Genomic DNA, 25,493 nt, shown 5'->3' on the forward strand with positions numbered 1-25,493 from the left:
TTTAAGCCGTTTCCTCCTCCAAAATTGCCAGTAAAATTTGGATTTTCTTTATTTTCGACAATACCCTCGCAACCTTACTCCCACATGGCTTTAACGATTCATTTTTGATTCAGGTGCGTGGAGCCTGAGTTTGGGCCAACAACGCGTCCAGACTTTCGTTTTTAATACGGAAGCTTAGGTACTACTACTTGAAGAAATGGATGAACCGCTTCATGTTGTTTCGCAGCCAAATATTTGCAACTTTGTTTGGCTTGGTTCCGTTATATGGACAGCAAAGATTATGAGAGTACCTCATCGTATAAGAAAAATAGGTTTCACTGAAAGGATGCTCCGATGAAGAAAATTATAATCTCGATTTTGATGGTACTCGTTCTTTGTTCATGCAGCCGCTTTGACCAAGAAACGTGGCTAAAGGAGCCGGAAAAGAGATACGATATGGTGAGCAGCTTAACAAGCAAGTACAAACTTAAGGGGATGACAGAGAATGAAATTATTGACTTGCTTGGAGAACCAGCGGAAAAGTTAACTGAACCATCACGACAATTTTTGTACTACATCGGGAGTGCAGGATTGGGGGTAAAGGTTACTTTATTGCAGCTTCATTTAGATGAGAATGGCAGAGTGGAGAGTCATGACATCATCTATAAATGAACTCGATGCTCAATAACCGCCTTTTCACCAAGGCGGTTTTATAATGGTCAATTATCGCCATTAGAATTGAACAGAGCCAATATTATGAGAGGCAATCCCAAAAGTAAACCTTTGGAACAGCCTCTTCCTCTTCCCGTCAAGCGAATATAGAAATAGCACTTACTCCTGCTTCTCCCATGCCTTATCCTTCATATTCGTGTAGATGTACACCGCTGCCGATACGGAGCACAGCAAGAACATGACCACGGAGAGCGCCGCAGCGTACTCGTAATTCAGATTGTTAAATTGGGTGAAAAGGGTGATCCCGATCATCTGAGGCGAAGTGGAATCCATCAGATACGGGGTCGTAAAGGAGCCGACATTGCCCATGAAAATAAATGTTGCCGCGATCATGACGTCTTTCTTCGTAAGCGGAATAATCATCTTCGTGAAGAGAACCCGACGCGAGGCCCCTGCATCCCTGGCGGAGTCGATCACGGAATCCGGTATATTCGATAATGCCGCTAAGATAAGCATGGTCGCGAATGGAATGTTAAACCAGAGGTTCATTAAAATAATGCCTTTCTCGTTAAACATCAGACCTGGCTTGAAATCGTATCCGAACGCGAGCGCAATGCGATTGAGCAGCCCCGAATCGCGGATGACGGTGATCATGGCGTTAACGGCCACCAATCCGGGGATAAACCGCGGAATAAGATACAGAGCGCCAATCGTTCTGCTGATCGCGGAATTCGAGAACCTCATGAATAAGGCAAGCCCGTAGGCTGCCGTTATTGAAAGAACGACCGTGATGACGACGATATATAACGTATAATACAAATTGTTGAGGGCGATGGGGTTCGTAAACAGGTAAATATAATGATCTAATCCGTACCCGTTCTCTACCTGAAAACTCCTGACCACCACATTCAAAATCGGATAAGCGACCACGCCAAGGGTAATCAGAAGAGCAGGTGCTATGAATAAATAAGCCAATACCCGTTGCTGCACGTTATTTCTGCTTGCCATTCTCGCCAGGCCTCCCTATATGATCGAACCTAACCGGAAATCGATTCCGGTTAGGTTCACGGCGGCTTCGTCTATCTTATGACCTTATTTCAACGTTCCGATTTGTTCGTCCCATTGGCTGTTCAATTCCGAACTTAGCGAGCCGATGCTGCCGATCCGGAAGCTGTCGATTTTGAGAGACGATATCGTCTTGGTCAATTCGGGATCCAAGTCGGCGAAATCGATCACCGGAATCGCGGCCATACTGTCCAGCGCAATATTTTGCGCCTCCGGGCTTAACATGTAATTGATGAATGCATACGCGCCTTCCGGATTGCGGCCCGTAGACGGGATGGCGAGCGTCACCGTAGAACCGGTGAAGGCCGGGTCCAGCTGCGACACTTTGATGGATTCCGGAATGGCTCCTTGTCTTACCTGAGAAATAATCATGTCCGCCCACGCCGGGATCATATCGACTTCCTTGTTGGCAAGCAGATCGATCGTGCCTTGGTTTTTGTTCGGATATACGACTTTGCCGCCGGATTTATACAGATAAGGATGAAGCTCTGTCATCAGGTCGAAGCCCGATTTCCACTGATCCTTCCACTTGGCATCCACGGAAGTCATCGATTCTTCCGGCATGAGGTTGTATACGGAAGTAAATACGAAGGAACCGCCCGCTCCGCCGGACCCCGGCGTATTATAGGCGAACCGGCCCGGGTGGTCTTTAATCCATTGATACAGTTCCTGCGTCGTTGTCGGCGGCTCGGCTACCGTGTCCGAGTTATACGCCAGAACAACCGTTGTGCCGCGATAAGGAACGACCAGATCGTCCCGGAAGGTGGCCGGGAACTTCAGATTTTGGATGTTGGGAATTTTGCTTTTGTCGAGCGGAACGAAGATGTCTTCGCCGCCGTCCGTGACATACTTCAAGACCTCGTCGCCGCCCAGCTCGATCAGGTCAAAATCCGTATTCTTCTGTCCGGCTTTCTTGGCGGCGATAATACGGTCCGACAAGCTTTGGGCGCCCGTACCGGAGGTAATAAACTCAAGCTGAACCTGATAGCCGTCCGGATTAGACTTGTTGAAGTTTTCGATTTGCTTTTCAAACATCACCTTAACGTTGTCGGAGCCGCCCGCCCATAGCGTTATTTTCTTGCTGTCCCCGCCGCTTGAATTGCCGCATGCAGCCATCATCGTTGCAGCCAATGCCAATACCGCAGCGATCATACCCATTTTCTTAAAATTCATTGACCTTAGCCTCCCAGGAATAGGATTAAAATGGAATTTTCCCCGTCTATGTCAATAGCTTGACGCTAATTGTTGGTCCGTCAGTACACGTGATACTTGTCAAAGCTAAGGGTCACCCGGTCGTTCTGGCTGAACGTATCGGAAACAAGCCGCGGCTGGAATACTTTGATCATTTGATCGCCTACCCGCACGACGATTTCCGCATAATGGCCCAATACCATGATCGTTTGAATGAAGCCGCTCCATTTTCCTTCTCCGCCTGCCTTGGACAACGTGATCGCTTCCGGGCGCACGGCGAGAACTTGACCGTCCGGCTCTTGAATAAAGTTCATATCCCCAATGAAGGAAGCCACATATTGGGAAGCCGGTTTGTCGTAGATTTCGGTAGGCGTGCCTATCTGTTCGAATACGCCTTTGTTCATGACGACGATCCGGTGAGAGATGGCCATCGCCTCTTCCTGGTCATGGGTAACGAAGACGACCGTAATATTCAAGTCCTCTTGAATCTTCTTGAGCTCGGCCCTCATCTGCGAACGAATTTTGGCGTCCAGCGCGGAGAACGGCTCGTCCAGCAGCAGCACGGACGGCTGCAGCAGCAGCGCTCGCGCGATGGCAACCCGCTGCTGTTGACCGCCCGACAGCTGCGCAGGATATTTCTTCTCCACGCCGCTCATCTTGACCATTTCCAGCATTTCCTGCGTTCGCTTCCGAATCTCCTTCTTCGGCACTTTGCGAATGTGCAAGCCGAATGCCAGATTATCGAAGATCGTCATATGCGACCATAGATTATAGCTTTGGAACACCATAGCCGTAGGACGCTTCTCCGGCGGCAGCTGGGTCACGGAACGATCGTCGATCAGAATATCCCCTTGATCCACGTCCGAGAAACCGCCGATCGCGCGCAGTATCGTCGTCTTTCCGCAGCCGGAAGGCCCCAGCATCGTCAGAAACTCGCCTTCGTACACGGCCAGATTGACGTCCTTAACGCCGTCGCCATTTTTAAACTGCTTGCTCATATTTTTGATCTCAAGCTTAACCGCCCGTTGGCTCATTGCAGCATCCTCCCCGGAACTTATTTCATCTTGAATCCGTTGGCAATGGTGTCTGGAGACAAATAACGACGCATGAGGAACAAGACGATCACGGTTGGAATCATTAAGAGGATGGAAAATACCGGACCGGCAGTCGTCGCATACTGCATAATAATGCCGTACATCTCGACCGGCATCGTCTTAAATTGCGGAAAACCGACGAGCAGCGTTCCTTGAGCCTCTTCCAGAGACCCGAGAAACGTAAACAGAGAAGCGACGATAATGCCGGGCAGCGCCAGCGGGAACGTCACTTTAATGAAGGTGCGGATCGGACCGGCGCCCGCGTCCCTGGCGGATTCCTCTTGCTGCCTATGAATGCTGCGGAAGGCGTTGGCGGGAATCCAGGTCATGAACATGATCGAATTCAGAACGTGGATGATCACGACGCCCAAGAAGGTTCCGATGAGATTCAGCTTGTAAAAGATAATGCCGATCGCGATATAAAGCCCCATCTTAGGGAAAGCGTCGCTTAACAGAAACGATAAGAAAAACACTTTGCGACCCGGAAAAGAAAACCGCGCAAGCGCATAGGCAGCGGGAATGCAGATGCACATCGAGATGATCGTAGTCACGATGGCGATCGTAAAGGACAAGGCAATCGAGCTGACCAGACTGTTCTGGCCCAGAACGTAATCCCACCACTTGAAGCCCCATTGCTGAGGGAACAAGGCCGGCGCCTCGTACTTGTTGGCAAAAGCCAGCATAAACAGATTGAGCAGCGGCAAATAAAAGAACAACAGGAATACGGACAGAATGACGAACTCGATAAACTTCTTGCGTCCGACCGCGAAATAGAACCCTTTGGGCGACAGCCATCTCATGAAGATTCACCCGTTTCCGCAACCCATCCCGATTCGTTATACACGGGGGCGTGCCAAGGCCAGCCATATTTAGCGGCAAAGTTGTAGGTTAAAAAATACTGTTGGATCACGGCATTGGAGAGCTGCGAACAGATGATGTAATCTTTGTCCTCAAGGTAGCTGCGACTGTCGACGGCGACCGGAAAATTCATGAAATCCTGCCATGTGCCTTGATAGGCTTTCGGCCAGCTTCGTTGTTTAATCGGATGGTGGCTCGCCCGTCCCCCCGCAGCAACCTGGTGATAGGCTTCATGCATATCTTCAAGCACGGTGCCTCCGGGCAGTCGAACATGCTCCCCACCCGCCGGTATTGAACCGTGCTTCCCCCATTGCACGCGGATGACGGCTCTGCCGTCCATATCGTTGGCCATCTCAACGGCGCGTGCGGTGGTGATGATCCTGCCGTGATAAAAGGCCCATACTCCCGTTAACCGTTCGCTGCTCCGGTCGTAAGCGACCCATACCTGCTCGTGATCGCACGGATCGTAGTCGTCGGGAAAATCATAGTCGTCTTCCCAGAACAAATGGTAGGCAATCACGGGTTCGTTAGGGTGATGAACGGCGATGACGTCCTTCAGCGGGAAAAATTCCGTCTCCGTAAGCTGCAGCAGAGGCGCGTAACGCAGCACGGCCGCTCTCATCTCGTTCGTGACCGGCTCAGGCGGCAGTGCGGCGATCGCCTTCTGATAATAGCTTCCGGCGAGCATCAGATTCCTTTCGACATGATAGCTTTCGCCGATCCGCTCGAGCAGTTCCCCGTCTTCCCCCGCTAGCGCCAAATGGAATAAATCGATTTCGCGTATCAGTGGGAGCATCAGCTTGTCCAGATGATATTCCCATGGCTCCGGCGGAAGAAAAGCTTTTATCTTATCCCCGTAGCGACCAATGGCTTTCTCCACCAACATCTTCCTATCCCCCATTTCGCTGCGTTATCGGCTTGGCATGCGCACCTTCCGGTCGTACTCTATCCCTCGTTAGGAAGGGACGTCGATTGCCGAACGATCAGCTTGCATTCGTACTCCCTCAGCCGGGGCAGCTCATCTTCTCTGCGCACGAGGCCGTCGAGCATCGCTACCGCGTCTGTTCCCATCCGCTGCGTATCCACTTGAACGGTCGTGAGCGACGGCGAGCAAACGGCGGCATAATCGGTGCCGTCGAAGCCCATTACCGCCACTTGCCCGGGAACGGCTACGGACCGCTCGGACAGCACCCGCATCGCTCCCAGCGCCAGCATATCGTTGGTCGCGAACACGGCGGTGCAGTCTTGACGCTGGAAATCCTCCCAATGCTCGGCCATCAGTCGCCGCCCTTGTTCAAAGTTGGACTCCGGAGAATAAACGACCGTTAATCCTTCCAGACCGCCCCGCTCCTCGAACCAGGCGAGGAAGCCCTCCAGACGCAGGTTGTGGCTCCGATGCTCCTGAGGGCCCGCGAGAATCCCTATTTTGCGATGTCCCAGGCCGTACAGATGGGCTGCCGCCTGCCTTCCGCCGGATTCGTCGTCGCTGACCAGATGGATGACGTCCGGATCGTCCGTCGAACCGTTGACCATCACGTAGGGAACGTCGAATTTTTTGACGTAATCGATGACGTTTTTGCGCAGCCGGCTGATCAGAATGAGGCCGTCGACCCGCTTCTCCAGCATGAAATCGGTGGAACGCAGCGACATCTCTTGATCGGTCTCCAGGAAAACGGAGTAGCCCAGCGACTCTGCGGCCGGCAGGATGGCGTCGATCAGCTTGCCGTACAACGGGTGAGAGACGATAGGCTGCCGTTCGCGAAACACGATGACTCCGATGCTGTTCGTGCGCTGCGATACCATGGCCCTCGCCACGGCATTCGGTTTATATTGCATCTGTTCGATAACCGCCAGCACGCGCTCGCGCGTCTCCGGGCTGGCGTACCCTTTGCCCGAAATGATTCGGGACACGGTCGATCGCGACACGCCGGCGAGCTTGGCAATTCCCTCGATGTTAAGACCCATCCTGGCCCTCCCGGCTCCAATTTCGCTTCAACCGCGCCAGCGCGTCCACATTCCGAGTCGTAATGGAGCGGACGCCCATTCCGGCGAACGTTCTCATCAGCGGCTCTTCGTTCAAAGTCCATACGTAGACGTCCAGACCGGCATTTCCTGCTGCCTCCAATAGAGAAGGCTGCACCGCCTGGTAGGGCAGATTAAGTCCGAAACATCCGGCGCCGAGCGCTTGCTCGCACATCCTGCCGACCGCATCCGAATAGGAGGCGTCGTTAAAGGCGCGGATATTGACATTCAGCAGCTTGCGCAATCGCGGATTGCACTCCGAAACCGCAATCGCCCGCGAAAACTCGCAGCCCGTCAGGAATACCCGGTCAAGGAAGCCCAGCCTTTCGATCAGGTCGGACAACGGCTGGATGCTGTCGTCCGCCTTGACGTCCAGATTCATTCTTCTGCCGGCGTCCGCGACAAATTTCAGCACCGGTTCGAGCAGCTGCAGCGGCCTGTCCAAGCGCGCGTTCAGCTCCGCCAGCGTCATGCCGGAAATGCGGCCTTCCGTCCCGTCCGCGAACGTCACGCCGTCATCATGGCTCAGCACAAGAATGCCGTCGCGGGTCGCGCGGATATCGTCCTCCACGATGTCCGCACTGTGCGCGATGCCCATTCTGGCGGATTCGGCCGAATTGTCGGGCGTCCCCATACATCCGGTATGGGCGGTGAGGAGAGGGAAATCGTTCATCGGCAAGTAACTCCTTAGTCCAAATAAATGGCATTCGTAAAAGCGATCATCGTTCGTACGCCCCGGCATTCGCCCCACAGCTCCGCTCGGATCCAGCGCAAACCGCGATCCGGAACAGTGAACGAACAGGCGACGGCGGAACCGTTCGGCCCTTCCAGCGTTTGCTCCGCCACCGTGCCGGCGCTTCCCGTCAAGATCAGCTTGCGGTTCCGGGAGGAAAGCTCCCATTTTCCCGCTCTTGCCGTGGAATCGACCGTGACGCGCATCCGGAGCTGCCCGCTCCGCGCAGCCGGAATCGCGTCGCCGATTCCATACACGAAGCCGTCGCTCTCCGCTTCCAGCGTCACGAGCGGTCCGAGCGTGACGGAAGCCCGGCCATGCTTGAGCGACCGGACAGCCTCCTGCGCGACGGGAGCCGTCTCGTCTTCCAGGCCGAGATACGTGACGGATATCGGCTCGTCCGTCGCGCTCTGCTCATGCCAGTCCCGTCCGGAGGTCGCCGCGATCCGCACGCCCTCGTTCAGCCGATCCGTCCAGAAGGCGAACGCTCGCCTGTTGTCGGCTTTGATCGGGGCGAACGTGCCGGACCACACCTCGACATAATCGAGGTCTTGCCCATTCTCGACTTCAAACTCCCAGTAACATCCGGTACAGATCGGGCTGCCCAGCCGGAACGGATGGGCCATTCCGGCCGCCCCGCCATGCCTCCGCACTTCGGCCGCCCCCGCGCCGGCGCCGCGAATGTCCGCCTGCCTCCAATCCACGAACTGTCGCAGCCCGACGGTAACCATATGTCCATAGAACGTTGTCCACTCCATCCCGGGGATGACGGTAATGCCCGTCTCCGCCTCCGCCGCTTCCTGCTCGGCGAGACCGGACATCGTATTATGATCGGTAAGCGCAATGCAATCGAAGCCTAACTCGGACGCGCCCTTGGCCAATTCAAGCAAGGACTGCCTGCCGTCGCTATGATAGGTGTGCGTATGAAGCTCGCAGGCGATCCACTTCATCGGCATCCCTCCTCCGCCTCGGCGGCCCATACTTTCAACCGGTAGGCGCAGCGTTCCGTTACGATGGAATGGAGGCTCAACGTGACGGTCCATGTCCCTGCGGGAATTGTCCCTCTCTTTAATCCGGGTGAAGCTTCCCGTTCGGAAAGATAAAGCTCCTGAACCGGATCATGACGGTGGCAGGCTCCTCGGTGTCCGCGGCTGTCGTCTATCGACACCGTGATCAAATTGCGGAGGGGAGCATACTGTTCCGCTCGCTCCAGCATCGGCTTCTGCCGTTCCGGCTCGACATAACGTTCGATGCTCCGCTGGATCAACTCTATCGCCAGCTTTCTTTCCTCCAATATTTTGGGAGAATATTCGAATCTGACCCGAAGACCGGGGCACGGGCGATCGAGCTTGAAATGATAGCGAAGATGGGAACGGCTGTCGGCAGGCGTCACTTCATTTTCGATATTAAGCAGCATGGCCAAGCGCCTCCTTCACAAGCATGTGAGAGCGATCCCACAAGCGAACCGCTTCGTAAGTGAGAGCGATCCCACACCTCTAATGTACTGTGAGAATATTCGCAAAGTATCTTCGCTATATTAAAGGTTTATAAAAAATCGCGAAGACGCGATCCGGCTATGCGCTCGCCTCCGCCCCTCCTTCGCTCCCTAATTTACCTCCCAATCATCATTCCTGCGATTTCCGCAAACAAATATGTGCTAACGTAGAGCTAAATCTATTACTCTATTTGGGAGGCTATGGAATGAACAGATTTATGAAGAAGCTGATCGCCGGACTTACCGCCCTCATGCTGCTGATTCCGGTCGGAATCTCCAGCGTGCAGGCGGCTTCGGTCAAGCTGCAGATCGTCCACTTTAACGACGTTCACTCTCGCGTCGAGGAAAGCGACACCAGCATCGGCTATGCCAAGATCGCCGCGCTGATCGAGCAGTTGAAAGCCAGCAATCCTAATACGCTTGTCCTGGATGCCGGCGATACGCTCCACGGGCAGACGATCGCCAACCTGGTCAAGGGAGAAAGCATCGTCGAAATTCTCGACATTCTCGGAATCGATGCGATGGTTGCCGGCAACCATGACTTCAACTATGGACACGAGAGACTGTCCGAGCTGGCGGAGAAGGCCAGCTTCCCTATTCTCGCCGCCAACGTCTACCAAGCGGACGGAACCCGGCTGCTGGAGCCGTATACGATTCGGACGGTCGGCGACATTCGCGTAGCGATCTTCGGACTGGCGACGCCGGAGACGCTGTTCAAGACGCACCCTAACAATGTTAAAGGATTAACGTTCGCCGATCCGGTGGAAGAAGCGAGGAAAATGGTCGAGGAGCTCCGGTCCCGCGCGGATGTCATCATCGCGCTCAGCCACCTGGGGCTGGACGAATCGAGTCTGGAAACCAGCCGACAAGTCGCCGAAGGCGTACCCGGCATCGATCTGATCGTGGACGGGCACAGCCACACCGTGTTGGAGCAGGGCCTGAAGGCCGGCGATACGCTCATCGTGCAAACAGGGGAATACGGCAACAACCTTGGCGTCGTGGAGCTGACGATCGACGACTCGAAGAAAGTCGTCAACCGCGAAGCGCGCCTGATCGCCAGATCGGCCGCCGACGACATCGAAGCTGAAGCGTCCATCTCTGCGATCATTCAGAAGGTCAAAGACGACCAGCTCTCCGTTCTGTCCGAGGTCGTCGGCTCGACGAAGGTTCATCTTCAAGGCGAGCGAGAGTTCGTGCGGACCTCCGAGACGAATCTCGGCAATCTGATCACCGACGCCATGCTCGCGGAGAGCGGCGCCGACGTCGCGCTGACGAACGGGGGGGGCATCCGCGCTTCGATTCCGGCCGGCGACATTACGGTCGGTCAAGTGATTACCGTTCTTCCGTTCGGCAACTATATCCAAACGAAACGCGTGAAGGGCTCCGATCTGCTGGCGGCGCTGGAGCTCGGCGTAGGCTCCTATCCGGAATCGCTCGGCGGATTCCCGCACGTCGCCGGCATGACGTTCACCTTCGACGAAAGCAAGCCTGCCGGGCAGCGCGTTCAGTCCGTTCTCGTCGGCGGCAAGCCCCTGGATCGCAACGAGACCTACCTGTTGGCTACCAACGACTTTATGGCGGCTGGCGGCGACAACTATACGATGTTCAAGGATTACCCGATCGAAAACGACTTTGCGTCGTTGGAGGAAGCGGTCATTCAATACGTTCGTTCCGCAGGCGAACTGAACCCGCAGACGGAAGGACGCATCAAGCCGACAAGCTCGGCCCCGGCCCAGCCGCAGCCGGCTCCGGAGGCCAAGCCTGAGACCCAGCCAGAAGCCAAGCCCGAGGCTAAGCCTGAAACCAAGCCAGAAGCCAAGCCGACTCCGGCGCCGAGCGAATCGCCGAAGTCCTATGTGGTCGTATCGGGAGACAATCTCTCGAAAATCGCCCAGCGCCACGGCACGACCTGGCAGGTGCTCAGCAAGCTGAACAAGCTGGCCAATCCTCACCTGATCTTCCCAGGACAGCGCATTATTCTGCCCTAACTTCCTCTCCAAATCCATCATAAGAGGCTGTCCCAGCAGCAGGTCTGCTCGCTTGCAGGAAATCGGCAAAAATGAAGAAATGGCGGTGCTAGGGGTTATCCCTGCACCGCCATTCCTGGCTTTTAATCGATTGGCCTTCTTGAGCATTACTTCCTACCCGACTCCACGATGCACTTGTCGATCAGCGCCATCCGAATGTACAGGCCGTTGACGGCTTGGCGGAAATACGCGGCTCGAGGATCCTCGTCGACCTCCTCGGTAATCTCGCCTGCGCGGGGCAGCGGATGCAGCACGATAGCCTGCTTGCTCATCCGAGACAGAAGCTCGGCGTCGACGATATATTGGCCGGAAGCCTTCTCGTATTCCTCGGCCGAGGGAAACCGCTCCTTCTGAATCCGCGTCTGATACAGCACGTCGATCGATCCCGCCACCGAGTTCAGATCGCTGGTCTCCGCGTACCGAATGCCCTTCTCGTCCATATAATTTTTTACGTTGTCCGGAATTCGCACATTGTCCGGCGAGATGTAGTAGATCATGACGTCCTGGTAGTTCGCCAGCATGTAGCTTAACGAATGAACCGTCCTCCCGTACGCCAGATCGCCGACCATCGCAATCTTGAGTCCGTCGATCCGGCCGAACTCCTTGCGAATCGTATAGGCGTCGAGCAGCGCCTGCGTCGGGTGCTCTCCCGCACCGTCGCCGGCGTTGATGACCGGGATCGCGGCCACCTTGGCCGCCCGCTTGGCCGCGCCGATCTCGGTGTGGCGCATGACGATAACGTCGCTGTAGCCGCTCACGATGCGGATCGTATCCTCCAGCGTCTCTCCCTTAATCGCGGAGGAGAACTGCGCGGCGTTCTCCGTTCCGATAACGCCCCCGCCCAGCCGGTGCATCGCCGATTCGAAGGACAGCCTCGTCCTCGTGCTCGCTTCGAAGAACAGCGTCGTCATGATCCGCCCCTCGTGGCGGCGATCTCCCCCTCGGGCGACGACTTTCTCCATATCCAATGCCGCGTCAAACAGTAGCTCAAGCTCGCTTCTCTCGAATTGCTTCGCCCCAAGCACGTGATAAAGCTGTTTCATCTATTGTCATCCTCCCCGGACCTGTCCATGCACACCAAGTATTATCCTATAGGATACGGATAAGAATGTAAATCGGGAATCCGCCCGCCCCGGACTGCAGCGCCCCGTCCACGCTCCGCCTTCTCCGCTACTTCCCGGAGGGCCCCGCGCCCCCTTCGGCCATCCATTGCCGGAGCGCGGGCAGACGCGACCGAGCGTCCTCGTATCCCCGGTTGTACAAGGCAAGAAGCTTCGCCGGATTTCTCTCCATCCGTCCGACGTCGATCGGCGCGCTGGGCCGAATCACGAACGACGCGCCCTCGCGCTCCCGCCGGTCGATGTAGGCCAGCGTGCCGTTATAGATCTCGTGCCTGCGCAGCATCGTCTGGACGAAAGCGGGATATTGACCGTAGCCGGCGCGAACCAACAAGGAAAATCGGTTCCTCGACTTTCGGTAGTCGTCGTTGCGAGTCAGCACCAGAATATTGCGTTCGCAGCCGTCCTGTTCCGCCTTGCGCAGCGGGATCGGATCGGCGATGCCTCCGTCCAGCATCGGCCTGCCCTCGTATTCGACGATCGGGGCGATAAAAGGCAGCGAGCTCGACGCGCGAAGCGCCTTCAGCACGTCGAAGCCGGGCTCGCTTTTGTACCGATAGACGGACTCCCCCGTCAGGCAATCCGTCAAGCCCACGACCAGCTCCTCCCGGCTTGCGGCGAACGCGTCGAAGTCGAACGGAACGAGGGAGTTGGGAATTTCGTCGAAAATAAAATCCATTCCGAACAGCTCCCGGCTCTTCAACCAGTTTCTCCAAGACAAATACCGGGGATCGGACACCCAATCGATGTTGACGATTTTATTGCGTCCCCGCTGTCTCGACAGGTAGCTTGCCGCGATGCACGCCCCTGCCGATACTCCGATCGTGTAAGGCAAATACAGCTCCTGCTCCGCAAAATACTCCAGCACTCCGGCCGTATAAGCCGTCCGCATGCCGCCGCCCTCCAGCACCAGACCGATCTTCTCCACTAGACGGCGCCTCCTCCGCAAGTTTCTTCCTGTTTGATTACACTTTTTATTACACTAGCACCGATCCCTTGCACATGCAAACGGCTCGATCCGGATCGGGATCGAGCTTACCTGGCCGCCACCGCTTCGGTTAAGCGAGCCCTTCTTACCGTCCTGACAAGCATAAACGGCTTACGCCGTCCTTAGGATCGGCGGGATAACGTTGTCGGAGGTGATTCAGATAAGGATAACGAATTTGATACTTTCAGAATCACCAAAAAAACCTCCCAAACGGAGGTTTCCTGCGCCATGACGGCAGTGTATGCACGCGGCCGCGCGTCAGACATCCGGCGGCCGGCCGGGAAGCTTCCGGCCCGCCGCACGGATCTTCCCGAGCCGCTAATCCTTCTTTTTCTTGCGCTTGCGAGGCTTCTCGGCTGCGGCGCTCCGGTCTGGCAGCGAAGCAGCCGGCTTGACGAGCGGCTTCGAGGCTCTTCCGCCCTCTCCCCGCCCCTTGCGCTTGCCGTGGGGCTTGCCGCCGTCCGCCTCGTCGTCGATCGTCTTGTAGTTGCCGGAACGGGGCAGCCCCCACATGTCGAGCTCGGGCCCCCGCCTCTTGCCTCTGGCGGCTTTGGCCGCCTTGCCGTTCTCCTGGCCGCCGCCTTCCGGAATCGCGAGCGTCGCCCGTACCGGCGCGGCGCTTCCCTCGGCCGGGACGCGGACAGGCTCCGCCTCGGCTGTCGGGCGCTTCTTCTTCCGCTTTCCGCCGCCGGAGACGACGCTGCTGTAGAAGCCGCCGTCCAGCTCCGCCGGCACCGCCTCGGCGCGTCCGGAGCCCGATCGGCCTCCGGCGCCTCGGCGCTCCCCGCGCTCGCGGCTCTTTCCTGGCGCTGCTCCGCCTTTGCCGCCTCGGCGTCCGCCCGGCTCGCCGGAGCCTCCGCCGACGCCGACCCAGCGGCCCGCGGCGTTCAGCTTCTTGCGCTTGCGCGCGGCGTTGCGGCCGACGCCCGGCCCACGCGCATCGACGAAGCTGACGCGTTCCGCGCTGCGCGGCTTCATGTTGACCAGCTCGAAATCGATCGTGTGCTCGCTCATGTTCACCCGGACCACGCGAATCTCGACCTCGTCGCCGATCCGGTATATTTTCGACGAACGTTCGCCGATCAGCGCCATATGGAGCTCGTGGAAATGGTAATAGTCGTCCGTCATATCGCTGAGACGAATAAGGCCTTCGACCGTGTTTTCCAGCTCGACGAACATGCCGAAGCTCGTGACGCCGCTGATGATGCCGGTGAACTCCTCGCCGATCTTGTCGAGCATATACTCGGCCTTCTTCAGCTTCTCCGTGTCTCGTTCGGCGTCGACCGCCACGCGCTCCCGCTCCGACGATTGCAGCGCGATGTCCGGCATGCGGGCATTCAGCGGATCGAACCGCTGCTCCGGAAGCGCGCCGCCGTTCTCCAGCACCTCGCGCATGACGCGGTGAACGATCAGATCGGGATAACGCCGAATCGGCGACGTGAAATGGGTATAGTAGTCCGCCGCCAGCCCGAAGTGTCCGACGCTTTCCGCATCGTATTTCGCCTGCTTCATCGAACGCAGCAGCATCGTGCTGAGCACCGTCTCTTCCTTCGTGCCGCGAATCTCCTCGAGCAGCGTCTGCAGCGCCCGAGGATGCACCGTATTGCCCTTGCCCCGAACCGCGTAGCCGAAGTTGCCCGCGAACTGCATGAACGTCATCAGCTTCTCGCTCGTCGGCTCCTCGTGAATCCGGTAGACGAACGGCACCTTCAGCCAGTGAAAATGCTCCGCCACCGTCTCGTTCGCCGCCAGCATGAACTCCTCGATAATCTGCTCCGCAATCGACCGCTCACGCTTGACGATATCGATTGGCTTGCCCTCGGCGTCGACGATCACCTTCGATTCCTGGAAGTCGAAGTCGATCGCGCCCCGGCGCATCCGCATCGCCCGCAGCCCCAACGCCATCTCTTTCATCAGCTTAAACGTATCCGCAAGCTCCGAGTAACGCTCGGCCACTTCCGGGTCTTCTTCGTTCACAATTTTCCGCACGTTCGTGTACGTCATTCTCTCCTTCGTCCGAATGACGCTCGTGAACAGGTCGTAGCGAACCCGCTTCATCGTCGCCGGCTCGAATTCCATCTCGCAGGACATCGTCAGCCGGTCCACTTGCGGATTCAGCGAGCAGATTCCGTTCGACAGCCGGTGCGGCAGCATCGGAATGACGCGGTCGACCAGATAGACGCTGCAGCCCCGATTGTAGGCTTCCTCGTCCAGCTTCGACTTCTCGCGCACGTAATAGCTGACGTCCGCGATATGCACGCCGAGCAGCAGATTGCCGTTCGGCAGCCGCTCCACGTTCACCGCGTCGTCCAGATCCTTGGCGTCTTCGCCGTCGATCGTCACGATCACCTTATGTCTCAGATCGCGCCGCCCCTGCTGCACGATCTCCTCCTCCGAGATCGTGTCGGGCGCAGCCTCGGCCTCGGCCAGCACCTCTTCCGGGAAGCTCTCCGGCAAGCCGTGCTTGCGGATGATGCTCAGAATATCGACGCCCGGATCGTCCTTGTGGCCGAGAATTTCGACGATCTCGCCTTCGGCCGCCGTACGGCCTTCCGGATACGTCAAGATGTTCACGACGACCTTCTGGCCGGTTACCGCTCCCTTGAAGTTCTCGGCGCGGATGAAGATATCCTTCGTAATCCGCTTGTCGTCCGGCTCGACGAACCCGAAGCTGTCGTGGTTGTGGAACAGGCCGACGACCTGGGTCACCGCCCGCTTGACGATACGGACGATCTCGCCCTCAAGCTTGCCGTTCTCGTTCTTCGAGGATACCCGCGCCAGCACGATATCTCCGTTCATCGTTCCCTTCATGTCGTTGGCATGAATATATAAGTCGGGATGCTCTTTATCCTCCGGGATGAGGAATGCGAAGCCCTTGGGATGCGTCTGAATGCGTCCGCGCAGCAAATTCATCCGTTCCGGAACGCCGTAACGGTTCGAGCGCGTCAGCAGCACCTTGCCCTCCTGCTCCAGCTCGGTCAGCAGACGGAGAAACTCCTTGAATTCCGCCGCGTCCTCAATGCCGAAATGCTTTTCCAACTCTTTGTAAGTCAATGGTTTATAAGCGGTCTCCCGCATAAAATCGAGCAGTTCCTGCTCCGTGCACAGCGGCATCCGAAATCACCTCGTCCCATTATAGTATACACAGTTTACGGCCTCGGCAATCGGACGAATATCCGTCTGCGCGCCCTCTATGCGCAAAAAGGCAGGAAGCTCTCGCTCCCTGCCTGATCTCATCCCGCATTAGTTTTTCACGAAATAAGCAACCACCAAAGAAAGGATGAAGAAACCAACCGCCAACCCGATCGTCAAGCGCTGCAGGAACAGGTCGATCCCGCGAGCCTTCTGCTTTCCGAACAAGTGCTCAGCGCCTCCGGAGATCGCTCCCGACAAGCCTGCGCTCTTCCCGCGCTGCAGCAGCACGACCGCAATCAATCCGATCGAGAAGATGATCAAAATAATTTTAAGTACGACGTCCATCGCTTACACCCCCTAAACCCCGTTACAAAAACAGTATTTTTATTCTAACACAACCGCAGGCAGGTTGACAACCTTGAGATCATAACCTTGCCGCCGCCCGCTTTCCCCCGTTCGACAGGCTGCGAAGCCGCTCCGCACGCGCGCCCCTTATTCCCGCAGCCGTTCCCCGGCCCCGGCCGCCGCCCGGTATTCCGTCGGAGAAAGCCCGACCTTCTGCTTAAACTTGCGAAAAAAATAGTTCGAGTCGGAGAACCCGCACAGCGACGCGATCTCCGAAGCCTTCAGCGAGGTTTGAACGAGCTGCCGCTTGGCCTCCTCGAGGCGAAGCCGGTTCAGGTAGTCGCTGAAAAACTCCCCCGTCTCCGCCTTGAAGAGACGTCCCAGATAGATCGGGCTTACGTGCAGTTCGCCGGCGACCATCTGCAGTGTCAGCTCCTCGCGATAGTGCTCGAGCAAATAGCGCTCCGTCTCCACCGTCAGCCGGTTTTTCTCGTGCGCGGACAGCTCCCGGACGATCGCGTCGACCTCCTCCAGCAGCCGCAGCACGTCCTGCCGGATCGCCGGAATCGACGCGGACGCGAAAGGTCTGGCGAACAGCTCCTCCGGCAGGCGCCTCCGCGCTTCCTCGGCCCGCAGCAGACGCAGCGTCTCCTTCACGGCCGCGATCCATTCCGAGGCGGCGTACTTCGCCGCAGCGAGCGGATCGGCCTGCTCCAGAGCGGCGGCGAAATCCCGCTCCAGCGCCGCCTCCCATTCCTCCCGGCGGCCGCCTGCCAACGCCGGCGCGAGGCTTTCGCGATCGCCGGCCGCGCTTCCGGCTCCAGGCGAGGCGGCGGCCAGCGAACGGCGGTCCGAGCATTGCACCGGTCCCGTCTGCTCCATGCCGTCCAGCAGCCGCAGCGCGTCATTGTAGGATACATGAGCCAGATGCAGCCGATCCGAGGGCTTCCCGAGCGCGCAGTACCATGGCGTCTTCAGCAGCGCTGCGCATCTGTCCGAAGCGCTTCGCATCCAGGCCAGATTCGCGTCCGCGAACGCCTCCGCGTCCTTCCCCTCGCCGAACATGAGGCAGACGATCTGCTGGCTGGCATTAAGGAATGCGGCTCCCCTGCCGGTTTCCGCGAGCAGCTCGTCCATCGCGTTGTAGATCGCGAACGACCGGAAGTTGCTTTCCGCTTCCGTCAGCTCGCCTTCTCTCGCGTCCTTCCATCCGATTACCGCAGCTTGAACGAGACGCGTATGCGCCACCCGGATTTTCAGAAAATCGAGCTTCTCCCGCAGCTGCTCGTCCTCGATCCGGTTTTCCACCCAGCGGTTCAGCACGTTGTTGCGCAGCAGCTGGAACGTCTCCCGGCGAATCTGCTCGTCCATCCAACGGCTCTCGATCTGCGCCACGCAGGATTTGGCGATCTCCTCCAGCTCCCCCGGATCGACCGGCTTGAGCAGATAATCCTCCACCTGGTATTTCATGGCCTGTCGGACATAGGAGAAATCGTCGTAGCCGCTCAGCACGATCAGATGCGTATTCCAGTTTTTCTCGCGAATTCTCTCCATCAGCTCCAGCCCGTTGCCGTCGGGCATGCGAATGTCGGTGAGAACGAGCTGCGGCGCCTTGCTCAGAAACATCGCGTAGCCCTCGTTCCCGCCCTCGGCCTCGCCCACGATCTCGATGCCGAGATTTTCCCAGTCGATCAGATGCTTCAGTCCGTTGCGGATATATTCGTCGTCATCGACGATCAGCAGCTTAGGCATGCTCTTGCGTCCCCCTAGGTGTCGAATCGGCCGGCAGCTTCATCGTCAAGGCGAAGCCCTTCTCCGGGGGCAGCGGGTTGACGAATAGACCGTAAGGGTCCCCGTAATAGGACCGGATTCTCTCGTGAATGTTTTTAAGACCGAGATGCTCCGTCGGAATGACGTGCTTGGCGGTCAGCCAATCGTTCAGCTTGGCCTGCTCGGAGAGCGTCGCGCCCTTGCCGTTGTTCCAAATCTCGATTAACCGGGCTCCCGTTTCTTCCTCCCGCCCGATCTTCAGGCGAATGACCGGATGGTCCGCCTTCTCCAGCTCTCCGTGCAAAATCGCGTTCTCGACGATCGGCTGCAGGCTGAACTTCGGCATCAGACAGTCTCGCAGGTCCTCCTGGCTCTCCGCCTCCAGTTCAATCTGCTTCGTCTTGCCCATGAGCAGCAGATCGAGATAATACTGCGTATACCGAAGCTCCTCCTCGACCGGAATCTCTTCGCTCTCCGTCTTGAGCAGCCAGCGGTACAGCCGGCCGAGGTAGAACAGCTTGTTCGCCATCTCCGGCTGCTTGCCGACGACGGCCTGCATGCGCAGCGATTCCAGCGTATTGTACAGAAAATGGGGATTGATCTGCATTTTCAGCGCCAAATACTCCGCATTGCTCTTCTGAACGTCCGCCACGTACACCCGGTTAATATAATCCTGCAGCTCCCGGGTCATCCGGTTGAAGCGGTCGATCAAATCCCCGATCTCGTCGTTCCCGCTCCGCTCCATCGGCTCGGCGAAAGGATTGGCCTGAACGCGCTTGAAGTGCTGGGTCATGCTTCGGAGCCGCTTGATGACGAAGCCGAGAATGTAGTGCATCAGCAGCATGCAGACGATCCAGATCGCGAACAGGCCGCCGATGATCAGCAGCCCGATCTCCGACAATCTGCCCTGAATGCTCGCCTTGCTGACCATGCCGACGACGCTCAGCCCGTATTGGGGAATATCCGCGGAAGCCCGCAGCATGCCTTCTTCCCGGAGCGCCTCCCCCTCCCGGCTGTCCAGCAGCGTGACGCCGGACTGAAGGATGACGACCCGGCCGTCCCGATTCCCCTCTGGCATGAATTTCGCGAACAGCGTGCGGGAATCGATGATCGTCATAAAATAACCTGTCACGTTGTCGTTGCGAATATCCGAGAAATCGAAGAGCGGATTGGTCAAATAAAGCAGCGGACGGTCGATGTTGCCGTACAGCCCGTCGGCGCGCCCGATAAACGGATACTCGAACGTGCGGGGCATCGAAGCGAGCAGGCCCGCCAGCTCGAACTCGCGATCGAGCGCCGCCGACGGATAACGGCTCTTGTGGAACAATTCCCCGTCCGCGCTCCGGTACATCAGCACCGACATAACATTCGCATTGCGCTCCAGCATATAAGACTGCAGCCCGGTGAAGTACTTGCGTTCGGCGATCGCTTCCTCCTCCGTGTGCGGCACGCCTTCCGGCAGAAAGCGGGAATAATAGCCGGGCGTATCTCCGCTCAGCGGGTAGACGGCGATCGTTTCCCGCTTGAACTGCGTAATCAGATCGGCCAGCTCCTCCCGAAGCAGATCGGTGCGAATTTTAAGCAAATCGTTCTCCCGTTCCTCCAGCAAGCCGTAAAAACGGTAATACGTCAGCAGTCCGATCAGCACGAACACGAGCAGCTGAGCCGCGCCGATTCCGAGCGTCAGCTTGCGGAAGACGAACCGTCCGATCAAGTTGCGATAGATTCTGACTAACATGGAACCCTCCCGGCCGTGCAGCGGCAAATCGTTTAATTCGTCCAGCGAATCGCAACTTATTCCTGTAGAGAGCGTTTTCCGCTCCGAAATATACTAGAACTGTAGCAAATCTCAACAAGATTCGAAAGGGGATCATTAGATGAAAACTAGAAAATGGCCGCGCTTGGCCGCTGCTTCGACGCTTGTTCTGTCCTTGGCTCTGACTGCGGCTTGCGGCAACAGCAGCGAGCCGGCCGCTTCCGGCAGCCCTTCGGCCTCCCCGGGCCAGTCTCCGTCCCCGGCGAACGGGGAAACGGTGGAAATCTCCTTCCTGTCCCTGATCACGACCAACCTGACCGAGCAGTTCTGGGACAAGTGGATCGCCGACTTCGAGACGAAAAATCCCGGCATCAAAGTCAAGCGGATTCAGGCGCCTTCTCTTGAAGGCTTGAACGACAACTACGCCAAGACGCTGCTGACCTCCGGCGATTTCCCCGACGTGCTGAGCAACATCTCCTATCAGGATTTCGCCAAGGCCGGCGCTCTGATGGACATTCCGATCGACGACGACATCAAGAAGATCAACGATTACGAATCGCTGCTGCTGGACGGCAAGCTCTACACGCTGCAAGCCTACCTGCAGCCGCACACGCAAATTTTCTACAACAAGGATCTGTTCGCCCAAGCCGGCATCGAACAGCTGCCCCGCACGTGGGACGAGCTCGAAGCGGTCGCCGAGAAGCTGAAGCAGGCCGGCATCACGCCGCTGCTCACCGCCGGAGACTGGATGACGACGCTGACGTTTTCCATTCTGACCGGTCCGGAGATTTTCGGCAAAAATCCGAGCTGGTACGCGGACAAGAACGCCGGAACGGTAAGCTACCAGGACGAGAACTGGATGACCGTCGCCAGCCGCTACAAGGATTTCGCGTCCAAAGGCTACTTCAACAAAGGCGCGCTCAGCATCGGCTACGAGCAGGTCGAGCAGGAATTCCTCAAGGGCAACGGCGCGATGTATCCGATGGGCTCCTGGTTCACGGCCGCCTACGCGGCGGCTAATCCGGACTTCGAGGCCGGCGTATTCGCACCGCCGACGCTGGACGGAGAGAAGACGTACATGTCGGGCTCCCGCGGAACGAGCTTCGCCGTATCGAATACGACCGCGCATCCGGAGGCGGCGCTGAAGTTCGCCAAGTACTTGGCGCTCGATCCCGATTTCCACAAGGCGTTCGCCGCCAGCGACGGCATGTTCTCCGGTCTCGTCGAGCCGGTGAACGACGAGTTCTCCCCGCTGCAGCAGGAGATTGCGGATCTGCTGAAGGAAGCGGGCACGATGTCGGGCTACGAGACGCAGCGCGCCGGAGATTTCCCGGTGAACGGGCTCGGCAACCAGCTGGCCAAGGTCGGCCAGAATCTGCTGCTCGACAACAGCGACCTCGCCAAGGAAATGAAGAGCCTCGACGAATACTGGGAGAAAAACAAGTAACAGGCGCCGGACTCCGGTCCGGATCGCCCACACCGCAGTCCCGAACCGAAAGCCAAGGGTACACGCGACCGTCGCCTGTACCCTTGCTTTTTCCCTCCGGACCGCAAGCAAGGGAGTGAACCGATTATGAGAAAAGACGTTTGGACGCGGGGATTGCTGTTCGGCCCCGGCTTCCTCGTCTACCTGGTCTTCATGATGATTCCGATCGGCATGTGCGTCTACTACAGTCTGCACGATTGGGACGGCCTTAGTCCGGCCTACGCCTTCATCGGGCTGGACAACTTTATCTCGGCTTTGTCCGACACCGACTTTCAGCGCGCCCTGCGCGTGACCGCCGTCATCACGATCGCGGGCACGATCGCGATTAACGCGCTTGGCCTGCTGTTCGCCGTGCTGCTCAACAAGCCGGGCCGCATGATCAACCTGTACCGCTCCGTCTTCTTTTTCCCGCTGCTGCTGAGCGCCGTCGTCGTCGGCTTCCTCTGGAAGGCGATTCTGAACTACAACGGCATTCTGAACGGCGTGCTGGAGCAGCTCGGCTTCGAGAAGCTGGAGATTTTCGGCGTCCCGAGCACCGCCATCCTGACCATCACGATTCTGATCGTCTGGCAGAACGTCGGGGGCGTCATCGTCCTCTATCTCGCCGGCCTGCAGGGCATTCCGAACGACCTGTACGAAGCGGCCAAGATCGACGGAGCCGGACGGCTGCAGACGTTCCGCAGCGTCACCTTCCCGATGCTGGCGCCCAGCATGACGATGTGCATGATCTTCATCTTCACGACGCTGGCGCGGGAGTACGACCGGATTGCCGTGCTGACGAACGGCGGACCGGGCGGGGCGACGGAGACGGCCGCCTTCACGATCGTCAAGCTCGGCATCAACACGAACCGGTTCAGCTACGCCGCTTCGCTGGCCGTCATTCTGATGGCGCTCGTCGCCTTCATTTCCATCGTCATGACCCTTTATTTGCGCAAGAGAGAGGAGCGGATCCTATGAGCGAACGCTTGGCCAACCGGCTGCGGCACGTCTTTCTGATTTTGCTCTGCCTCGTGCTGCTCGTTCCGTTCTATATCGCCGTCGTTAACGCCTTTAAGCCGAAGGACGCGATCGTCGCCGATCCGATGGGCATTCCGTTCGCGCAGCTGACGCTGCGGAACTTCGCCGAGGCGGCGTTCACGCCGACCTTCAACATCTTTAAGGCGTACGGGACCACTGCGCTCATTACGATCGCCTCCATCGTCTGCCTCGTCGCGTTAGGCTCGATGATGTCCTACGTGCTGGCGAGAACGAAGCATCGCTTCTTCACCTTCGCTTACTTGCTGCTTCTGGCCGGAATGATGATCCCTCCGCAGGTGATTCTCATTCCGATCATCAAGCTGCTGCGGGCGCTGGGCCTAATGTTCTCCGAGACCGGGCTCATTCTGTACAACACCGGATGGTATATCCCGTTTACGGCCTTTATCTATACCGGATTTATTCGCACCATCTCGAAGGAGCTTGACGAGTCGGCCATGATGGAGGGCGCGAACGGATTTCAGATTTTCTGGCGCATCATCTTCCCGATTCTGAAGCCGCCGACCGCATCGGTCGTTATCTTCCTGTTCCTGTTCGTCTGGAACGACTTCCTGAACCCGCTCGTGCTGCTCGGCTCCACGAAGGGCTACACCGTAACGACCGGCATCTACATGGCCGTCGGCCAGTACAGCACGAACTGGGATCAGATTTTCGCCCTTGTCGTGCTCGCCTCGCTGCCGGTGCTGATCGTCTTCCTGCTGCTGCAGCGCTATTTTGTCTCCGGCCTCGCAGACGGAGCCGTCAAAGGATAACCGAAAGGATGATTCGCAATGGGAAAAACGCTTATGAGCGCGCTCGTCTACGAGGGCCCGCGAGAAATGAACGTCCGGGGCACGCCGATCCCCGAGCCGGCCGACGGCGAGGTGCTGATCCGCGTCGCCAAAGCCGGCATCTGCGGCTCCGAGCTGAGCGGCTACCTCGGCCACAATTCGCTGCGCAAGCCGCCGCTGGTCATGGGACATGAATTTGCCGGCACGATCGCCGCGCTCGGACGCGGCGTGCAGGGGTTCAAACCCGGCGACCGCGTCACGGTCAATCCGCTCCTCTCCTGCCGCGTCTGCCGCAGCTGCCGCGAGGGCGCTCCGCAGCTGTGCGAGAGCCGGAAGATCGTCGGCGTTCACCGTCCCGGCGCGTTCGCCGAATATACGACGGCCCCGGCGGCGAGCGTCTACCTGCTGCCGGAATCGGTCTCCATGGAGGCGGGCACGCTCGCGGAGCCGCTGGCCTGCGCCATTCACGCGGCCCGGCTGGCCGAGCTCGACCCGGCCGATCGGCTGCTCATCTACGGCGGCGGACCGATCGGGCTGCTGCTCCTGCAAGCGGCGCGACGCTTCGGCCTGAGCCGCATCGTGCTGGCCGAGCTGAATCCGCACCGCCGGCAGATCGCGGAGGCGCTTGGCGCGATCGCCGTCTCCGGCGAGGACGAGCTGAACGCCGCGATGCCGGAAGGCGGCTTCGACGTCGTCGCCGACGCGGTCGGCGCGGCCGCCACCCGGATGCAAAGCGCAATGCGCGCCCGCCTCGGCGGCAGAGTCGTGTTCTCCGGATTGCACGAGGCGGACAGCCTGCTGCCGGTCAACGTCATCATCCGCAACGAGCTGAAGCTTAAGGGCGCCTTCTGCTATGCCGACGGCGACTTCGAAACCGCGCTGCATTGGCTGGCCGACGGCAGCGTCGGCCTGGACGACTGGTTCAAGATCAGCCCGCTGTCGGAGGGCAAAGCCTCCTTCGAGCTGCTGCTGTCCGATCCGGGCCCCGTCGCCAAAATTTTGCTGTCCATCTAAAGGAGGTTCCCCCCTATGAAGAAGCTTCATGGAGTCATTCCGATTCTGCCGGCTCCGTTCACCGACGACGGCGCGAGCGTCGATTACGCCGACCTGCGCTCCATCATCGATACGGTTATCGCCGAAGGCGTGCACGGCGTCGCCCTGCTCGGGGTCGCCAGCGAGTTCTATAAGATCGACGACGCCGAGAGACGGCTGATGATCGAGACGACCGTCGAGCACGTCGCAGGCCGCGTGCCGGTCGTCGTCAATATTACGCGCAACGCCACCGAGCTGGCCGTCAAGGACGCGCGCCATGCGGAGGAAGTCGGAGCGGACGCGGTCATGATCGTGCCTCCGTCCTTCATCCCGCCGGGCAACGCGGCCATCATCGAGCATATTCACGCCGTCGCGGACAGCGTTAAGCTGCCGGTCGTCATCCAGTATGCCCCGAACGTGACCGGCGTTTCCATTCCGGTGTCCACCTTCCTGGACATCGAGCGCCAGAGGGGCGGCGAGCTGTATATAAAAGCCGAATCCGTGCCTCCGGGGCCGATGATCAGCGCGATCGTCGAGCAGACCGAAGGCCGGATGGGCGTATTTATCGGCAACGGCGGCGTCCAGACCTACGACGCGCTCGAGCGCGGAGCGGTTGGGCTGATGCCCGGAGCGGCGATGGTCGCCCCGTATCTGGCCATCTATGACGCTTTCGTTCGCGGGGATCGCGAGTCCGCGTTCCGCCTGTTCAACGACCTGCTTCCGGTTCTGAACCATACGACGCAGGCGGCGGAGCTGTTCGTCCAATTCGAGAAAACGATTCTGAAAGCCCGCGGCGTCGTCAAGAACGACGTCTGCCGCCGTCCGAACGCCGTTCCGGACGAAGCGATGCAGGCGATGCTGCGGCGCTACAGCGATGTGATGAAGGAGCGCTTCGGCGCTCCGCTGATGCCCTAACTCGGGA

At 58.3% G+C, this 25,493-nt stretch carries 22 protein-coding genes; 7 read left to right on the top strand and 15 right to left on the bottom strand.

Annotation, left to right across the window (positions count from 1 at the left end; translation table 11 throughout):
- The first annotated feature begins 333 nt into the window (after nt 1-333).
- The gene (locus tag ACFO3S_RS24410; RefSeq protein WP_378101436.1) at nt 334-651 is read left to right on the top strand and encodes a hypothetical protein; all 318 of its coding nucleotides are present in this window, start codon (nt 334-336) and stop codon (nt 649-651) included.
- 159 nt (nt 652-810) lie between these two features.
- On the opposite strand, the gene ACFO3S_RS24415 is transcribed toward ACFO3S_RS24410, so the two are convergent.
- The 9 genes from ACFO3S_RS24415 to ACFO3S_RS24455 all read right to left on the bottom strand — a co-directional run bounded on the left by ACFO3S_RS24415 (nt 811) and on the right by ACFO3S_RS24455 (nt 9,031).
- A complete protein-coding gene (locus ACFO3S_RS24415; protein WP_378101438.1) occupies nt 811-1,659 on the bottom strand; it encodes an ABC transporter permease in 849 nt (282 codons plus the stop codon).
- Between the two features lie 84 nt (nt 1,660-1,743).
- On the bottom strand, nt 1,744-2,889 hold the full coding sequence (locus tag ACFO3S_RS24420; protein WP_378101440.1) for an extracellular solute-binding protein: 1,146 nt from the start codon (nt 2,887-2,889) through the stop codon (nt 1,744-1,746).
- An 80-nt stretch (nt 2,890-2,969) separates the two neighbouring features.
- Nucleotides 2,970-3,941, bottom strand: coding sequence for an ABC transporter ATP-binding protein (locus ACFO3S_RS24425; protein ID WP_378101442.1), 972 nt, complete (start codon nt 3,939-3,941; stop codon nt 2,970-2,972).
- A gap of 20 nt (nt 3,942-3,961) precedes the next feature.
- Nucleotides 3,962-4,801: an ABC transporter permease gene (locus tag ACFO3S_RS24430; protein WP_378101444.1), complete on the bottom strand. Its 840-nt coding sequence runs from the start codon at nt 4,799-4,801 to the stop codon at nt 3,962-3,964.
- On the bottom strand, nt 4,798-5,745 hold the full coding sequence (locus tag ACFO3S_RS24435; RefSeq protein WP_378101445.1) for a hypothetical protein: 948 nt from the start codon (nt 5,743-5,745) through the stop codon (nt 4,798-4,800). Before ACFO3S_RS24435 ends, ACFO3S_RS24430 begins: the two co-directional genes overlap by 4 nt.
- 59 nt (nt 5,746-5,804) lie before the next feature.
- The gene (locus ACFO3S_RS24440) at nt 5,805-6,824 is read right to left on the bottom strand and encodes a LacI family DNA-binding transcriptional regulator (protein WP_378101448.1); all 1,020 of its coding nucleotides are present in this window, start codon (nt 6,822-6,824) and stop codon (nt 5,805-5,807) included.
- Complete coding sequence (locus ACFO3S_RS24445; RefSeq protein ID WP_378101450.1) at nt 6,814-7,554, bottom strand: glycerophosphodiester phosphodiesterase; 741 nt, start codon at nt 7,552-7,554, stop codon at nt 6,814-6,816. Before ACFO3S_RS24445 ends, ACFO3S_RS24440 begins: the two co-directional genes overlap by 11 nt.
- 14 nt (nt 7,555-7,568) lie before the next feature.
- Nucleotides 7,569-8,564: a CehA/McbA family metallohydrolase gene (locus tag ACFO3S_RS24450; protein WP_378101452.1), complete on the bottom strand. Its 996-nt coding sequence runs from the start codon at nt 8,562-8,564 to the stop codon at nt 7,569-7,571.
- Entirely contained in the window at nt 8,561-9,031 is a 471-nt protein-coding gene (locus tag ACFO3S_RS24455; protein WP_378101454.1) for a hypothetical protein, read from the bottom strand. The genes ACFO3S_RS24450 and ACFO3S_RS24455 overlap by 4 nt, the downstream gene beginning before the upstream one ends.
- Nucleotides 9,032-9,315: 284 nt before the next feature.
- Here ACFO3S_RS24455 and ACFO3S_RS24460 point away from each other — a divergent pair, with 284 nt between their 5' ends.
- Nucleotides 9,316-11,097, top strand: coding sequence for a 5'-nucleotidase C-terminal domain-containing protein (locus ACFO3S_RS24460; RefSeq protein WP_378101456.1), 1,782 nt, complete (start codon nt 9,316-9,318; stop codon nt 11,095-11,097).
- A 146-nt stretch (nt 11,098-11,243) separates the two neighbouring features.
- On the opposite strand, the gene pyrB is transcribed toward ACFO3S_RS24460, so the two are convergent.
- From pyrB to ACFO3S_RS24490, 6 genes are all read right to left on the bottom strand, one after another.
- Nucleotides 11,244-12,179, bottom strand: coding sequence for an aspartate carbamoyltransferase (gene pyrB / locus ACFO3S_RS24465; RefSeq protein WP_378101458.1), 936 nt, complete (start codon nt 12,177-12,179; stop codon nt 11,244-11,246).
- Between the two features lie 127 nt (nt 12,180-12,306).
- Nucleotides 12,307-13,182 (bottom strand): patatin-like phospholipase family protein, encoded by an 876-nt coding sequence (locus tag ACFO3S_RS24470; protein ID WP_378101460.1) that lies wholly within the window; start codon nt 13,180-13,182, stop codon nt 12,307-12,309.
- Between the two features lie 378 nt (nt 13,183-13,560).
- Nucleotides 13,561-16,350, bottom strand: a complete 2,790-nt coding sequence (gene rnr / locus ACFO3S_RS24475; RefSeq protein WP_378101604.1) for a ribonuclease R — start codon at nt 16,348-16,350, stop codon at nt 13,561-13,563.
- Between the two features lie 135 nt (nt 16,351-16,485).
- Nucleotides 16,486-16,722, bottom strand: coding sequence for a preprotein translocase subunit SecG (secG, locus tag ACFO3S_RS24480; RefSeq protein WP_378101461.1), 237 nt, complete (start codon nt 16,720-16,722; stop codon nt 16,486-16,488).
- A 147-nt stretch (nt 16,723-16,869) separates the two neighbouring features.
- Nucleotides 16,870-18,474 (bottom strand): response regulator, encoded by a 1,605-nt coding sequence (locus tag ACFO3S_RS24485; protein ID WP_378101464.1) that lies wholly within the window; start codon nt 18,472-18,474, stop codon nt 16,870-16,872.
- Entirely contained in the window at nt 18,467-20,230 is a 1,764-nt protein-coding gene (locus ACFO3S_RS24490) for a sensor histidine kinase (protein WP_378101466.1), read from the bottom strand. The genes ACFO3S_RS24485 and ACFO3S_RS24490 overlap by 8 nt, the downstream gene beginning before the upstream one ends.
- 139 nt (nt 20,231-20,369) lie before the next feature.
- Here ACFO3S_RS24490 and ACFO3S_RS24495 point away from each other — a divergent pair, with 139 nt between their 5' ends.
- From ACFO3S_RS24495 to ACFO3S_RS24515, 5 genes are all read left to right on the top strand, one after another.
- Entirely contained in the window at nt 20,370-21,695 is a 1,326-nt protein-coding gene (locus ACFO3S_RS24495; protein WP_378101468.1) for an ABC transporter substrate-binding protein, read from the top strand.
- Nucleotides 21,696-21,821: 126 nt separating this feature from the next.
- Nucleotides 21,822-22,691, top strand: a complete 870-nt coding sequence (locus tag ACFO3S_RS24500; RefSeq protein WP_378101470.1) for a carbohydrate ABC transporter permease — start codon at nt 21,822-21,824, stop codon at nt 22,689-22,691.
- Nucleotides 22,688-23,521, top strand: coding sequence for a carbohydrate ABC transporter permease (locus tag ACFO3S_RS24505; RefSeq protein ID WP_378101472.1), 834 nt, complete (start codon nt 22,688-22,690; stop codon nt 23,519-23,521). The genes ACFO3S_RS24500 and ACFO3S_RS24505 overlap by 4 nt, the downstream gene beginning before the upstream one ends.
- A gap of 18 nt (nt 23,522-23,539) precedes the next feature.
- Nucleotides 23,540-24,553 carry an alcohol dehydrogenase catalytic domain-containing protein gene (locus tag ACFO3S_RS24510; RefSeq protein ID WP_378101474.1) on the top strand — a complete coding sequence of 338 codons (1,014 nt, stop codon included), beginning with the start codon at nt 23,540-23,542 and terminating at the stop codon, nt 24,551-24,553.
- A 15-nt stretch (nt 24,554-24,568) separates the two neighbouring features.
- Complete coding sequence (locus ACFO3S_RS24515; protein WP_378101476.1) at nt 24,569-25,486, top strand: dihydrodipicolinate synthase family protein; 918 nt, start codon at nt 24,569-24,571, stop codon at nt 25,484-25,486.
- Nucleotides 25,487-25,493 lie beyond the last annotated feature (7 nt).

The organism is Cohnella hongkongensis, assembly GCF_042654645.1.
Classification (GTDB): Bacteria; Bacillota; Bacilli; order Paenibacillales; family Paenibacillaceae; genus Cohnella; species Cohnella hongkongensis.